The following is a 13,970-nucleotide window of genomic DNA, read 5'->3' as shown; positions in this document are numbered from 1 at the left end:
GCTGCAAAGGTGAAGATTGAAGAACAAACTATACGAATATGAATTTTTTAACGGATTATTTTACTCCAAAAACTAAACTTAATTTATTGGAGGAAATCTCAATGTCTCGTTATACTGGACCATCATGGAAAATTTCTCGTCGCCTAGGTATTTCATTATCAGGCACAGGTAAAGAATTAGCACGTCGCCCTTACGCACCAGGTCAACACGGACCTAACAGCCGTGGCAAACAATCTGAATACGGCATGCAATTAACTGAAAAACAAAAACTTCGTCACATGTACGGAATGAACGAACGTCAATTCCGTAACTTGTTCGTTAAAGCTAGCAAAATCAAAGAAGGTAAACACGGTGTTAACTTCATGATCTTACTAGAACAACGTTTAGACAATGTTGTTTACCGTCTAGGTCTTGCAACTACTCGTCGTCAAGCACGTCAATTAGTTAACCATGGCCACATCACTGTTGATGGCAAACGTGTTGATATTCCATCATACCACGTAGAAATCGGTCAAGTAATCGGTGTTCGTGAAAAATCACAAAACATCGTAACTGTTAAAGAAGCTGTAGAAGCTACTGTTGGACGTCCAGCATTTGTAAGCTTTGACGCTGAAAAATTGGAAGGTTCATTAACTCGTTTACCAGAACGTGACGAACTTTATCCAGAAATCGACGAAGCTCTTGTCGTTGAATACTACAACCAAAGCCTATAATTCATGGCTTCAAAACCAAAGCAACCATTTTCGGATGGTTGGCTTTGGTTTTTTTTTTTTGCAAAAATACTTTACAAACTAACTTTTTTCTTCTAAACTATCGTTAACCAAAATAAAAATTAAAGTTAACGAAAAGAGGAAATTATGAAAACGTCATTGAAGCCACTTATTATTGCTGCAGAATTTGCAGCTATCATCGCTATTTTGTCTCAATTTACGATTCCATTAGGGATTGTGCCATTAACTGGACAAACTTTCGCGATTGGATTAACAGCTACTTTATTGGGTCGACGTAACGGAACACTGTCTGTCTTGATTTATTTATTATTAGGAATTATTGGGCTTCCTGTTTTTGCAGGATTATCAGGTGGGTTGAGTATTGTTTTTGGTCCTACTGGTGGCTATTTGCTTGGTTTTATTTTCCAAGCCTGGCTGACTGGTTACCTCGTGGAAAAAAATGTTTCTAGCTATATTTGGGTTATCATTGCTAACGTGATTGGTTCATTTGTTACACTCATTTTCGGTGTCATTTGGCTAAAAGTCAGTGGTGACCTGTCGTGGCATACAGCCATGGTTAGTGGCTTCGTTCCATTCATTTTCCCGGGAATCATCAAAGCGATCGCTGCTGGTTATCTAGGAACGCTCATTCGCCATCGTTTACCAAAATATTTTGCCTTTGAACAGCAACAATCATAAAATGGAAAGTCTTAGCCATTTTGATTTTTGTTGCTGATTTAAAAAATTGAAACACGGCCAACTTTCAGCATAAAAAAGAGTGGAACAAACAAAACAACTTTTTGTTTGTTCCACTCTTTCTTATTATCTTTAATTTGAACTAGAATCAAGCATTTCATTGATTTGTTCATCGTATAAGTTTTCAACGCTTTCGACAAATTTTTCAACTTCAGCTTTCGTACTTGTTCCCTCTTCCCACTTTACATAAAAGAGAAAATATTCTTTTTCCAATTCATTGATAAACTTGGAAATAGCTAACGTTTGTTCCTCAAAATTTTTCCACGTTTGCAATCCCTGAAGCACAGCCACGATTGCACTGATAATTGAGATCACCCTTAATAAATACATGTGCTCAGGTACCATTGATGCCAGAACGGGTATACAGGAAGACAAAATCAATTTTGATGCATTGCTAACAAAGATGATATTCTTTAATCGTTTTCTTTTTTTGCGTAAATGAGTAATTGGTTGCTTGATCCTTTTCTCTATGTATTCATTAAAATTATCTTTCGCTTGATTTTTTTCCATGCACAAAACTTCTTTCATTTTTATCCTATCATTATATTTAGTATAACTTTAACTTTAAAATAAAAAAAGAGCTTCGGGCAATCCCTAAGCTCTTCACGTAATCGTCCGCTTGCAAGTTCCCATCAAACCTGCAACAGACGAATCATTTATTTTGTTAAATCAATTTTTTTACTCATCCAATAGATAATCACACCGCCAACGCCCATCGACACCAATTCTCCTAAGGCAATGATCGCCCAGTTAAAGAAAAAGGGTGCTTGATAGAAAAAGGTCAACTGACCTGCCACCGTAAACATTGAAAAAGCAAAAATCAATGCAGTAATAATCATTTTCATTTTCATCTTCTTGACTCGTTTGGTTACTTGATAATTGATCAATAAAACGAACAAGGTACTGACACTCCCAATGACAACATCAACGAGGCCTAACGGAGAAAACAGATTGGCCAAAGCGACACCAAGAGTTACTGAGATAATATATTTCTTATTGTACAATGATAAATAATTAAACATTTCTGATAGACGAATTTGGATTGCGCCAAAGCTAATGACAGCTAAAAAGACGGTCACTGCTACGTAAAGTCCAGTAACTAACGCCATTCTTGCCATTTCCGTCGTCGTCCAGCGACTAGCAGCCTGGCTATTTTTCTGTTCCATAATTGTTCTCCTTTGCAAGATCAACATCTTGGTAATAACTACGACCAAAGGATGGGAATCTTCTTCCAACTGAAGTGCCGTAGTGCGGAAATTCCGCTACATTTATCATACAGGAATCAAGAAAAAACTCAAGATTATTTTAGCAACCAGCCACCATCGATTGGCACGATTGCTCCGTGGATGTAACTCGCTTGAGGCGTTGCCAAGAACAAAGTCAGTTCTGCCACTTCTTCTGGTTTTGCCCAACGCTTAACTGGTGTTTCATCTGCTACCCACTGAGCCATTTCTCCTGTTCCTGCGAAATCAGCTGCGTTCATCGGTGTCTCGATTGCACCTGGCGCAATCGCTTTTACCCGAATCCCTTTTGCAGCATAATCCAAAGCAAGTTGTTTCGTAAAACCAACAATTGCATGTTTGGCACTCGTGTAGGCAATTCCGCCACCACCAGCTACTAAGCCGGCAATAGAAGCCATGTTGATGATCACACCTGCTTGTTGGGCAATCATTTCAGGTAAAAGTAATCTTGTTACGCGAAACATACTTTTTACATTTGTTTCATAGATGCTTTCCCACAATTCTTCACTTGTTTCAAGTAGCGGTTTATAGTCGTCCAAAATGCCAGCAGTATTTAACAAAATAGTCACAGTACCAAAATGCTCATGACATTGTCTAATTGCTTGTTCCAATGAGGATTGATCTCTTATATCACCTACAAAAAAAGAAAATTGCTCAGAGAAATGTTGCGCAACTGTTCCCATTTTTCCGACTTGTCGATCAAACCCAAATACAAAAGCACCCTGCGCTAAAAAAGCGTGTACTTGTGCTTCACCAATGCCCGAAGCTGCACCAGTTACAAAAACGACTTGTCTGTCTAAGTCTGGATACTGGTTATTCATTCAACTACTTCCCAGTCATCTGCTAAAATATCACACACAGTTGGCGCAAAACTTGAGAATCCTTCATCACTCGTCTTGATTAAAAAATAAGGTGTTACTGGACAACCATCAAACTCATCATCTGTGACTAAAACAACATATAACTCAAAGCCACTCCAGCCCTTACGAATCATTTTTGCTCCTTGTTTCACTTTTGGTAAAATTTCTTCAAATGTCATTGTTGTACCCCTTCTCATTTTTTTCTTTTTGAATTGCCTGTAATTTTTGAGTCAACTGAATATAATCTGTCAGCTGTAATTCCTGAGCAACAATAAAATAATCTAAGTCGGCCCAAGGTTTTTTGTGTACCTTACTTGTGGAGATCAATAAATCAACTGCTCGTCCGCGATAATTCGCCGGCAAAAAAACTAGTCGATAATCATTGCGGAAAAAATTACGGAGACTTGCCATCAATAATTCTTCTTCAAAGACCGGAAAATCAGTCATTAGCAAAACAGTAATTTCTGGTAATTGCGTCATAAATGCGCCCAAGGTTTTCATAACCGTCAAATAACGAGCCATCAAAAAACTTTGATTTTGAAACGCTAAGCTAGCTTCGGTTTCTTTTGCCTCTTCAAAAAAAGATAGTAACCATTGGTTCAACTTAGGATTTCTCACAATCAGGTGATTATGAAAGTCGCTACTGTTTCCATCAATCGTTGCCTTTGCATCTGGAAATAAAAAAGTAAAGATGTGGCTACTAAATAAATAATTTTCTGCTTCCATCGACAAAGGTTCCTCAGGTAGATGCTGTTCTTTTTGATAAAGAAGCAAGGCACGTTCTGCTTCTCGCAGAGCTTTAAATGGCGGCGTCTCTGCTGAATGATGGAATGAGTAGATCATTTCTCTGATTTGAGAATTAGAATAATATTCTTCTCTAGTCATCAATACTAAAAACAATGCTCCTAATTCATCCTCAACTTGAAAATAATTGGGAAACACTGGTGCCATTGCTTGGCAAAAACGTTTAAATAACAAGTTATTAGAAATCAACTCTCGTTTTCTGCGATTTAAAATAACAAAATGTTTTTGTGATTTTCGCAAAAAGAACGCACCTAGCATGTACTCTAGTCGTCTTTTCTTGATTTCATTCAGTTGAACGTGGAAAAAATCAATAATTTGATCGGCGATTTTTTTGACATCTGTTTGCGAAATTGTTTCGAATGGCCAAATTTTTCCACGGAACAATTGCCAAAAAGTCATATGTAAATATAAGCGAATGATTTCTTCTTCCCCTTTTGCGACATAACTTCTTCGTTGTAATGTAATTCCATATGAATGCAACTCTTGTTTCCATTCATTGATTTTTCGATGCGCAGTTGACTCACTGATATAATTTTTCTGAGCAAACTGGTACATCGTCCGAAACTCTTCAAAAAAAATGTCGTGCAACAACTGAAACTTCAGCGTACTTTGCACGAGATAGATTAAAAATCGTTCATGTTCTATCGGATCTAACGTCGTTGAAAAGTTATAGCCTGATCGGCGATTTTTGCTAAAAAGCGCTTGTGCCTTCCCGCTGAAGTGCTGATAACTTTTCGTTAATTCACTCAAATATTTTGTGACACTCCGCGCGTCAAGCTGTACACTTTGTGCAAGCTGAGCCGCAGTGTGCCACTCATGATCCTCAAAGCTTTCCAGCAGGAGAATCTGATAATATAAGTCTTTATCAAACGTCTTGAGGTAATCTGATGACAAATACATTTGCTCGGCTCCTTTGTGCTAGAACTTTTTGGTTATTGTAGCACAAAACGCCATTTCTCGCATTAAAACCAGCTAGCAAAAGGTTGGAAAATCAACGGTAATAAGAAAACTGTGAGCATTCCATTCACACAAATAGCAAGTCCAGAAATGATTCCTTCCACTTCGCCAATCTCAATCGCTTTTGCAGTTCCTATAGCATGTGACGTACTACCTAAAGCAACTCCTCGTGCAACTGGACTTTTGATTTTAAATAAACGAAAGATGTGTGTGGCAATCAATGATCCAAAAATACCCGTTGATACAACAATTGCTAAAGTGACTGCATTAACGCCGCCCATTGTATGAGAAAGATCAACGGAAATTGCTGTCGTCACAGATTTTGGTAGCAAAGAAATCACCATCTCCTTCTTCAACAAAAAAAGATAACCAATTCCGACACTAACCAAACAATTCACCACAATTCCAGCAAGAATAGCCGAAATGACCGGAAGAAAATTTTCTTTCAGTAAATGTAGATTCTTATATAAAGGAATCGCTAAAGCAACCGTTGCAGGGGTAATTAGCATCGTTAAAAAATTTCCACCAACATTATAGTCAGCATAACTAATCCCCGTAAAATGCAAAAAGAAAATAATAACAACAATTGACAACACTAAAGGATTGATGATTGGTAATTTATATTTCCGCAAAAATTTATCTGATAATACATACACACCTAAAGTCAGGCTAAGACCAAACAATGGGTTTTTAAGAAACTCACTCAACTTGGTTATCCTCCACTTCATTTTTTTGGTTTTTTCGCTCTTGCAAATAATTGATTGCTGCTTCGACACCTTCTGCTGTTTTCCCAGCAGCCACCATCGTAAAAATTGCACAAACGACTACTGCCCCCAATAAGACAGGCCAGATAGTTGCGATGTCGTCATAATATTCCAATAACCCCACGCCAGCAGGCACAAATAAAATGGTCAGATTGTTCAATAAAAAATCACCAGTTGCTCCAATTTTTTCAGGATCTACTAATTTCATTTCAAATGCTAGAAATAAAAAGATAATACCTAAAATACTTCCTGGAATTGGTAAATGGGCAAACACTCGTATTCCCTCGCCTAAGACAGAGAAAAAAAGAATAATGAAAAACTCTTGAAAAAATTTCATGTAATACACTCCTTACGTCTGATTTTCATTTTACTAACAATCTTTTTCTGAAAGTTTCAAAACGTGCTGTTTCTAAGAAGCATCTTTTGAAAAAATAAATAAGTTTTATTTGGTATATTTAAAGGTGAAGTTGGTGAGTTGTAGGGGACTTTTTTTCTAAAAAAAGGGTTAGCTTGTTCCAGTTGGTCTAAATCATTTTTTCTTTTGATTGATTGCACTTATTACGACCTCGAAGAATGGCTAGCACGAGACACCGCACCTGCTTTTGTGTTGATGTTTCTTTTTTTTTGCACTTTTATAAATTTTTGGAGGTATATATGGATTACTCATTAATGACTCGTCTTGCGGCGGAAGTGTTGGGTACAGCTTTATTGATTATTTTAGGTAACGGTGCTGTAGCCAATGTAGATTTAAAAGGTACAAAAGGTTATGGTAGCGACTGGATGCTGATTGCTGTTGGTTACGGTTGTGGGGTTATGATTCCAGCAATGATCTTTGGTGGGATTAGTGGAAACCACATCAACCCTGCATTTACTATTTCTCTAGCAATGAACGGATTATTCCCTTGGGCAGAAGTTGCACCTTACATTGGCGCACAATTCCTTGGAGCAATCATTGGACAATTAGTCGTTGTTGCTTGTTACAAACCTTACTACGATCAAACAGAAGACGTAAACCACGTGTTAGGAACTTTCTCAACGATCAATAGTGTTGGTTCTAAGTTCAACGGCTTCGTTAACGAATTCTTTGGTTCATTCGTTTTATTCTTTGGCGCTTTAGGAATTACCAAAGCACCTTTCTTCCAAGACAATCTTGGAACTGCTCACTTAGCACTTGGTTTCCTTGTTTGGACACTGGTAGCTTCACTAGGTGGTCCTACTGGTCCTGGATTAAATCCAGCTCGTGACCTTGGTCCTCGTTTGTTACATGCAATCTTACCATTGAAGCACAAAGGTTCATCACAATGGAGCTACGCTTGGGTACCAGTTATTGCACCTATCTGCGCTGGGATCGTTGCAGTCTTCTTATACAAAGCACTATTCATGGCTTAATCTTATCGATAAAAAGCGCACAATGAAAAATTTCATTGTGCGCTTTTTTTTGTTAATGTATGGTCCTTTCAATTTAAGCAACTTCTTACTTATCCTGCTAAGTTTGCTTCACTTTTCTCAATAACAGAATCATTGACACAGAAACGAGAAAACTTGATAAAAAAGATAGGACAAAGACACCACTTGTCGCCCCCTTTTCAATTCGTTATTCAATAGTCAATTATCGTAAGTGCTTGCTCGAACTCTTCTTGCAAATGCTTTTTTTGATAGGTCAAAAATGCTGGATAATGGTCACGTAAAACACCACGTAATTTCATTGGATTATATTTTTCTACCAACTTTTCTTGCAGTACAAATTTTCTTGTCAGTTGCCATTCATAATAATAGCCAAATGGGCGACAGCTATATTTCGTTCCATGAATGACCTGATCTTCAAATCGACGATGGGTATGCCCAAAAACGACTTGTTTTACATTGTCATACTGATCTAAAAGCTCCCCCATTGAAGCAGAACCCAAAAAGGCATTCAATTTATTCCAACGTTCATAAGGCGCAGATTGATAGACAATAAATTCTTTTTTTGGGACAAAATGCGTAGCCATTATGACAGCTAAATTTTTTTGCGCAAGTGTTTCAAGAAGTTGGTTAGTTGCCACTAGCACTTGCTCATTGACTTCCAAATCTGTCCCCTCTCGTTCAATCATTCGGTCATACCAATATAAACGCTTCATCCGTAAAATTTGTTCCTCATCAGTTAGTTCAGAAAACTGGTAATCATACCAACCATTCATTCCAAGTAGAACAGTATGGTCATTTAATGCAAGATAACGTTCATTCAAAAAATGGTTATCTGGAAAATGATTCATCATTGGCTCACCTGTCACATCTGCGAGTTCATGATTGCCAAAATTAAACGTCGTGGGCAATCCTCTCATCGCAAAAAAATCAACAACTGCCAAAGCCTGACTGACCTTATTGGCGATGTCACCTGCCAAATGTAGGCGCGTAATATCCCTTTTTTGTAACACTTGCCATAAATCATTCAATTGTGATTCGCCAAATTTATTGATATCTACGTGTAAATCACTAATTACTGCCAGTTTTCCCATTTATTGTTACCTTCTTAATTGAAATTTTTTAATCTTTTCTAACAACAGGTAGATTGCCCTTTAATAACCCGCTTGGACCTTTCAATTGCAAACTTTGATACGTTGGTTCTAAAGCTAAAGTTGTCGGATTATCTAAATACATTTCAGCACTTTTTTTGATACGGATTGGTCCTAATGGCGTATCTACCAAAATGGAGTACAAACTAAGATCAACCGTTGACTGTTTTTTGATCAAAATCAAGCGAAAAGCCGTATCTAATTGACAAGTGATCCGACTATCAGCAAACGGCCCGTCGCCATTTTCTAGATCCAGCAAAATTTGTTCATCTTCTTCTCGATGGCTTTCTAACCAGCTTTGTGCTTCCTTTGTCACTATTAATTCCATAGTCGATTCTCTCCTAACATTTATTGATGAGCCTTCGCCCATTCACTTTTTGTAATGCCTCTTAATATAACCGAAATCATTTTTTCTTTCCAACGTCGTGCATCAGGAATCATTCCTTCTTGTTTCATTCCGAGTTTTTCCATCACGCGACCAGAGTTTGGATTTTCAACATCATGGTAAGCAAAAATGCGTACGAGATCCAACTTAGTAAATCCCAAAGTAAGTAAAGCTTCCGCTGCTTCTGCGATGTATCCATTTCCCCAATAGTTTTTGTTCAGCACATACCCTAGCTCAGCAACTGCTGCAACATCTTCAATTCTCAAATCAATCGTACCAATCATCTTACCCGTTTCTTTGACTTCAATGGCATACTTTCCCAAAGGAGCATTCATAAAATAATTGGCGATTGAAATTTTTGTTTCTTCTAATGTTTGATGGCGAATAAAAACAAAACGAGTCGTTTCTTCATCGTTCGCGTATTCAAACATATCTTCCGCATCCATGATCGAAATAGGGCGCAACCATAGTCGAGCTGTCTCTATTTGTTGATGCTCAGCAAAAATCAAGTTTCGGTTTACTTTTAATTCCATCTGCATCACGCACCAATCGCTAGTTTTCTAATTACTGTAGCGAAATTTAACAGAAGAAGCAAGTATTTACCTGACTTTCCTTAGCCTTTTCTTAAAAGAAAAAGAATAAAAAACAAAACAAGAAAGTTTTAATAACTAGTTGAAAAAGAATAATGTTTTGTTCACAGTTTGTTAATATCTCTTAGCTATAGTTTTCTTATCAAAACAAATCAAGTATTTGGAGGAATCATTATGAGCGAGCAAATCAAAAATATTTATTTTATTGAAGAAACACAAAACATAGAAGGTTCATATATTGAAGTCAAAACTCTTTTTGTCAATGAAGACAAAGAAACGGCTCTTCAATTTTACGAAACACAGACAAAGAAACAACAAAAGTCCTTTGGTTTGACGCTCAGTGAATATAAAATCAAGGCCGAAGCAAGTTATTTCTATCAACTATTAAAACGCTGGAGCCATTTACCTGCCGATTTTTATCGTAAAATGAATATCGTTCAATACCAACCTCTTGCAGAATACTATGCATGAGGTAAAGTTAAGCTTTCTTTAAGGTGAATCACTTACAATCGATTTATCCTAAAGGAGGCGATGAACGATGTTCTTACACTGGATCGCAACTTTTTTAACCGATGAAACGCCGCGAATCAGTCCTTATGAGATTGACAGCGAATGCCTGTTGCCAACTGATTTTCCGAACTGAGTGCAAAATAGCAAAAAGCCAAGACAAAACCATTAGTCGTTTTGTCTTGGCTTTTTCTCTAGCTCTTATTTAAATGCTTGATTCACATCATCTAACATTAATTTCATTGACTCTAATCCGCCACCACTCAAATACCATACATCTGGTTGTAGTGAAATGATCTTCCCATTTTTTCCTGCATTCGTTTGCGCAATCAATTCGTTTTCTGCCAGATTATTTTGGCTGTCATCTCCACCAATTGCTTTGGTACGATCAATCACAAATAGTAAGTCTGGATTTGTTTCTAAAACATATTCAAATGAAACACTTTGACCATGTGTTGAAGGTTCAATTGTATCATCTGCTTGTGGGAAGCCAAAAACGTCGTGTACAAATCCGAAACGTGAGCCAGAACCATAAGCAGATAGTTGACCTTCATTCACTAAAACAACTAAAGCCTTTTGATCAAGTTCCCTTGCTTTATCGGCTGTTTTTTCGATTTCAGTAGCTAATTCTTTGATTTGTTTCTTTGCTTCAGATTCTTTATCAAAGATTTCACCTAAAGTTAAGACATTTTGTTGGATTGATTCCCATGGTTTTTTCGTATCAACTGATAAAAATAAAGTCGGTGCGATTTTACTTAGTTCTTCTTGAAAATCACTTTGACGACCAGAAATAATGATTAAGTCTGGTTTCATTTGATTGATTTTTTCTAAATCTGGTTCTTTGATTCCCCCAGCAGATTCCACTTCTTTGTAACTTGATAAATAACCAGGTAAATTTTGCGTTGCGGCACCAATAACTTGATCTCCTACGCCCAATGCATCAAGTGTATCTAATGATCCATTGTCAAAAACGACAACTTTCTGAGGATTCTTCGTTACTTTTACTTCACCATTGCTGTCTTTGACTGTCAACGTCGTTTCTTCACTGCTGGCAGTTTTTGTTGCTGTTGTATCTTTTGATTTATTCCCTGTTCCACAAGCTGTTAACAATGATGCAACAACCACGAAACTAAACATCCATTTTTTCATTCTTTATTCTCCTAACATTTATTTTTAGAAATAAAGACAGAATCTGCGACCTTCAATTTCGCAAATTCGTATGTCCATTTCATATAATTCGTCGAGTACGGCTTTTTGGATAATCTCATTGGTTTTCCCTTGCGTAAACAATTTTCCTTCTTTCATTGCCACAATTTCATCAGCATAACTAGCGGCAAAATTAATATCGTGAAGAACAATTATTACTGTTTTTCCAAGTTCAGTCACCAATTTTTTTAAAATCTGCATGATTTGAACTGCAAAATTCATATCTAAGTTATTCAAAGGTTCATCTAGCAAGATATAATCGGTATCTTGTGCTAAAACCATCGCAATATATGCACGTTGGAGTTGTCCGCCAGACAAGGTATGGACGAATTGATCTGCCAACTTAGTTAGTCCCAAATGTTTGAGCGCTTCTTCCACAAGCTGATGATCTTCTTGTGTCAAACGTCCTTTTGTATAAGGAAACCGACCAAATTCAACCAATTCTCTAACTGTAATTTGTAAATTCAATTCATTAGATTGACGTAAAATAGCTAATTTTTTCGCTAAGTCATTTGACTTCCATGTTCGTACTTCATTATGATCTAAATAAATTTCCCCTGTATCTTTTGGGACTAAACGACTAACCAAGGAAAGCAAAGTTGATTTTCCCGCGCCATTTGGTCCAATAAAAGCTGTTAATTGTTTTTCTTGGATCGTCAAGTTTATATTATCTACCACTGCTTTTCCTTGATAAGCTTTATTCACATCAGCTAAATCAATCATCCCGCTTGCTTCCTTTCACGAATTAATTTTAGTAAAAAGTAACTACCACCCAGAAATTCAATCACCACACTAATTGTTGTATTCCAACCAAAAAGTTGTTCAACAAGTAGCTGGCCTCCAGTCAATAACAACATCGCCACTAAAAAACTACCCACAAATAAAACTTTATGTCGATACGTTGCAAATAACCGGTAACTAACATTTGCTACGATAAACCCTAAGAAGGTCATAGGACCTACTAAGGCTGTCGCTGTTCCCGTCAGTAAACTAACCACAAACAGCACAAGGAATTGTAATCGCGCAACATCTACACCTAAGTTCGTTGCTTGTTCTCTTCCCAAGTGAATAACATCTAGAAAACGATGTAAATAAAACAGTAGACACCAGCCAGTAACAATCAAACAAGCAGCCGGCAAGAGATATTGACTCTGGATATTCCCAAAACTCGCGAACAACCGACCTTGTAACAAATCATATTCATTAGGGTCCATTATGACTTGTAAAAACGTACTCATACTCCCAAACAACGTTCCTAGGACCATCCCAGTCATCAATAATAAAAACAAGCTAGCTTGCATTTTTTTTAATAAAAAATAGAATAAAATCAAACTCAAGCCAACCATTAGACTAATTGTCAGCAAAAAAAAGACAAGGCCTGTTTGCTGTAGCATCGTCACACCGCCCAATAAGAAAAATAAAATTGTTTGAACAAGCACATACAACGAATCTAGTCCTAAAACGGACGGAGTTAGAAATTGATTCTGACTGATAGTTTGAAAACTGATTGTTGCCCCACTCACTGCTAATGAAACTAAGAAAAAAGCACCAATTTTTTTACTTCTCAATGCCCAAGCAAACGACCAATTCCCATAAGTATTGATGATTAAATAACTTATCGTAACCAAGCACACTACACTAACTAATAACAATAAGCGCCAGCATATATTTTTTTTCATCGTTTCTCCCCCTTCACTAATAAAAAGAGGAAAATAATTCCACCAATTATTCCAACAATGACACTCACTGGAATTTCATAAGGATAAATTAGAATGCGAGCCAAAATATCGCAAATTAATAAAAAAATACTTCCAAACAATGCAGTTATTCCTAAAGTTTGATGGACCTGATCTCCATACATTCTCGCCACTAAATTGGGAACAATAACACCTAAAAATGGCATCGTTCCAACCATAATCAATACGACTGCACTAGCTAAAGAAACTAATCCTACTCCTAATAACTGCATTTGGTGATAATTCATACCAAGGTTCACCGCAAATGATTCACCCAATCCCACAATCGTAAATTGATATGCAAAATAATAAATAATTCCTAGTAAGGGGATCGTTAGATAAAGCAATTCATAGTTGCCACGCAGAATAGTGGAAAAGTTGCCTTGTAACCACGACGACATATTTTGGACTAGCTGATTTTGGTAAGCAAAAAAAGTTGCGACGGAACCAATAATATTTCCCCACATCACACCGATCAGTGGCAACATCAATTGATTTTTTTGTGGAATCATTCGTGCAAAAAGAAGAAACAATCCTGTCCCTAAAAAAGCAAATGCAAAAGCCGTTACTGAACGCGTGACAATTGACGCATTTGGCAGAAAAAGCATCACAACCAAAATTCCTAAACGTGCACTGTCCATCGTTCCAGCAGTCGTTGGTGAAACAAATTTGTTCTGTGTCAAGTGCTGCATAATCAGCCCACAAATACTACTTGTGGCTCCTACTAGAACAATACAAATAGTGCGAGGTAATCGACTAATAAGGAACAATTGTGCACTTTGGGTATCCGCTTGAAAAAATTCTGTTACTTGTACCGATGACACTCCAATCAATAATGAAAGTAAACTGAATCCCACTAAGCTGGTAATCAACCAGCGATAACGCATAAAATCCCTCTT

The 13,970-nt window shown here is 37.1% G+C and carries 17 protein-coding genes and 1 pseudogene; 4 read left to right on the top strand and 14 right to left on the bottom strand.

All coding sequences use genetic code 11. The features are described 5' to 3' along the window. Nucleotides 1-101 precede the first annotated feature (101 nt). Both rpsD and AC4BC3_RS00600 read left to right on the top strand, forming a co-directional pair. On the top strand, nt 102-713 hold the full coding sequence (gene rpsD, locus AC4BC3_RS00605; protein ID WP_067483447.1) for a 30S ribosomal protein S4: 612 nt from the start codon (nt 102-104) through the stop codon (nt 711-713). Between the two features lie 144 nt (nt 714-857). Then, nucleotides 858-1,409 (top strand): biotin transporter BioY, encoded by a 552-nt coding sequence (locus AC4BC3_RS00600; protein WP_490466693.1) that lies wholly within the window; start codon nt 858-860, stop codon nt 1,407-1,409. A 129-nt stretch (nt 1,410-1,538) separates the two neighbouring features. On the opposite strand, the gene AC4BC3_RS00595 is transcribed toward AC4BC3_RS00600, so the two are convergent. The 7 genes and pseudogenes from AC4BC3_RS00595 to AC4BC3_RS00565 form a co-directional block, all read right to left on the bottom strand. After that, complete coding sequence (locus AC4BC3_RS00595; protein WP_206907682.1) at nt 1,539-1,976, bottom strand: SLATT domain-containing protein; 438 nt, start codon at nt 1,974-1,976, stop codon at nt 1,539-1,541. Nucleotides 1,977-2,122: 146 nt separating this feature from the next. Next, nucleotides 2,123-2,632, bottom strand: a complete 510-nt coding sequence (locus tag AC4BC3_RS00590) for a QueT transporter family protein (RefSeq protein ID WP_490466692.1) — start codon at nt 2,630-2,632, stop codon at nt 2,123-2,125. Between the two features lie 134 nt (nt 2,633-2,766). Continuing rightward, entirely contained in the window at nt 2,767-3,528 is a 762-nt protein-coding gene (locus AC4BC3_RS00585) for a 3-oxoacyl-ACP reductase (RefSeq protein ID WP_490466691.1), read from the bottom strand. Then, the gene (locus tag AC4BC3_RS00580; protein ID WP_206907688.1) at nt 3,525-3,746 is read right to left on the bottom strand and encodes a DUF2829 domain-containing protein; all 222 of its coding nucleotides are present in this window, start codon (nt 3,744-3,746) and stop codon (nt 3,525-3,527) included. Before AC4BC3_RS00580 ends, AC4BC3_RS00585 begins: the two co-directional genes overlap by 4 nt. After that, nucleotides 3,736-5,334, bottom strand: a pseudogene (locus tag AC4BC3_RS00575) (helix-turn-helix domain-containing protein). Before AC4BC3_RS00575 ends, AC4BC3_RS00580 begins: the two are co-directional and overlap by 11 nt. Next, entirely contained in the window at nt 5,334-6,035 is a 702-nt protein-coding gene (locus AC4BC3_RS00570; protein ID WP_206907692.1) for an LrgB family protein, read from the bottom strand. The pseudogene AC4BC3_RS00575 and the gene AC4BC3_RS00570 overlap by 1 nt, the downstream one beginning before the upstream one ends. Continuing rightward, nucleotides 6,028-6,429, bottom strand: a complete 402-nt coding sequence (locus AC4BC3_RS00565) for a CidA/LrgA family protein (RefSeq protein WP_490466690.1) — start codon at nt 6,427-6,429, stop codon at nt 6,028-6,030. Before AC4BC3_RS00565 ends, AC4BC3_RS00570 begins: the two co-directional genes overlap by 8 nt. A 317-nt stretch (nt 6,430-6,746) precedes the next feature. Here AC4BC3_RS00565 and AC4BC3_RS00560 point away from each other — a divergent pair, with 317 nt between their 5' ends. Beyond that, nucleotides 6,747-7,481, top strand: a complete 735-nt coding sequence (locus tag AC4BC3_RS00560; protein ID WP_490466689.1) for an MIP/aquaporin family protein — start codon at nt 6,747-6,749, stop codon at nt 7,479-7,481. Between the two features lie 209 nt (nt 7,482-7,690). Here the strand turns inward: AC4BC3_RS00560 and AC4BC3_RS00555 are convergent, their stop codons facing one another. The 3 genes from AC4BC3_RS00555 to AC4BC3_RS00545 are packed head-to-tail and all read right to left on the bottom strand — an operon-like array spanning nt 7,691 to nt 9,565. Beyond that, the gene (locus AC4BC3_RS00555) at nt 7,691-8,590 is read right to left on the bottom strand and encodes a metallophosphoesterase (RefSeq protein WP_206907696.1); all 900 of its coding nucleotides are present in this window, start codon (nt 8,588-8,590) and stop codon (nt 7,691-7,693) included. 28 nt (nt 8,591-8,618) lie between these two features. Continuing rightward, entirely contained in the window at nt 8,619-8,975 is a 357-nt protein-coding gene (locus AC4BC3_RS00550; protein WP_490466688.1) for an iron-sulfur cluster biosynthesis family protein, read from the bottom strand. A 20-nt stretch (nt 8,976-8,995) separates the two neighbouring features. Next, complete coding sequence (locus AC4BC3_RS00545; RefSeq protein ID WP_490466687.1) at nt 8,996-9,565, bottom strand: GNAT family N-acetyltransferase; 570 nt, start codon at nt 9,563-9,565, stop codon at nt 8,996-8,998. Between the two features lie 231 nt (nt 9,566-9,796). On the opposite strand from AC4BC3_RS00545, the gene AC4BC3_RS00540 reads away from it, so the two are divergent. Beyond that, nucleotides 9,797-10,093: a hypothetical protein gene (locus AC4BC3_RS00540; protein WP_206907702.1), complete on the top strand. Its 297-nt coding sequence runs from the start codon at nt 9,797-9,799 to the stop codon at nt 10,091-10,093. A 237-nt stretch (nt 10,094-10,330) separates the two neighbouring features. On the opposite strand, the gene AC4BC3_RS00535 is transcribed toward AC4BC3_RS00540, so the two are convergent. The 4 genes from AC4BC3_RS00535 to AC4BC3_RS00520 are packed head-to-tail and all read right to left on the bottom strand — an operon-like array spanning nt 10,331 to nt 13,958. Next, nucleotides 10,331-11,278 (bottom strand): siderophore ABC transporter substrate-binding protein, encoded by a 948-nt coding sequence (locus AC4BC3_RS00535; RefSeq protein WP_490466686.1) that lies wholly within the window; start codon nt 11,276-11,278, stop codon nt 10,331-10,333. Nucleotides 11,279-11,302: 24 nt separating this feature from the next. Next, nucleotides 11,303-12,058 (bottom strand): iron ABC transporter ATP-binding protein, encoded by a 756-nt coding sequence (locus tag AC4BC3_RS00530; protein ID WP_490466685.1) that lies wholly within the window; start codon nt 12,056-12,058, stop codon nt 11,303-11,305. Continuing rightward, entirely contained in the window at nt 12,055-13,014 is a 960-nt protein-coding gene (locus tag AC4BC3_RS00525) for an iron chelate uptake ABC transporter family permease subunit (RefSeq protein ID WP_206907712.1), read from the bottom strand. The genes AC4BC3_RS00530 and AC4BC3_RS00525 overlap by 4 nt, the downstream gene beginning before the upstream one ends. Beyond that, entirely contained in the window at nt 13,011-13,958 is a 948-nt protein-coding gene (locus AC4BC3_RS00520) for an ABC transporter permease (protein ID WP_206907714.1), read from the bottom strand. Before AC4BC3_RS00520 ends, AC4BC3_RS00525 begins: the two co-directional genes overlap by 4 nt. Between the last annotated feature and the right edge of the window lie 12 nt (nt 13,959-13,970).

The sequence above is a fragment of the Enterococcus sp. AAFC-DPL-6103 genome, assembly GCF_058216595.1.
This window is presented reverse-complemented; position numbering and strand designations above follow the sequence as displayed.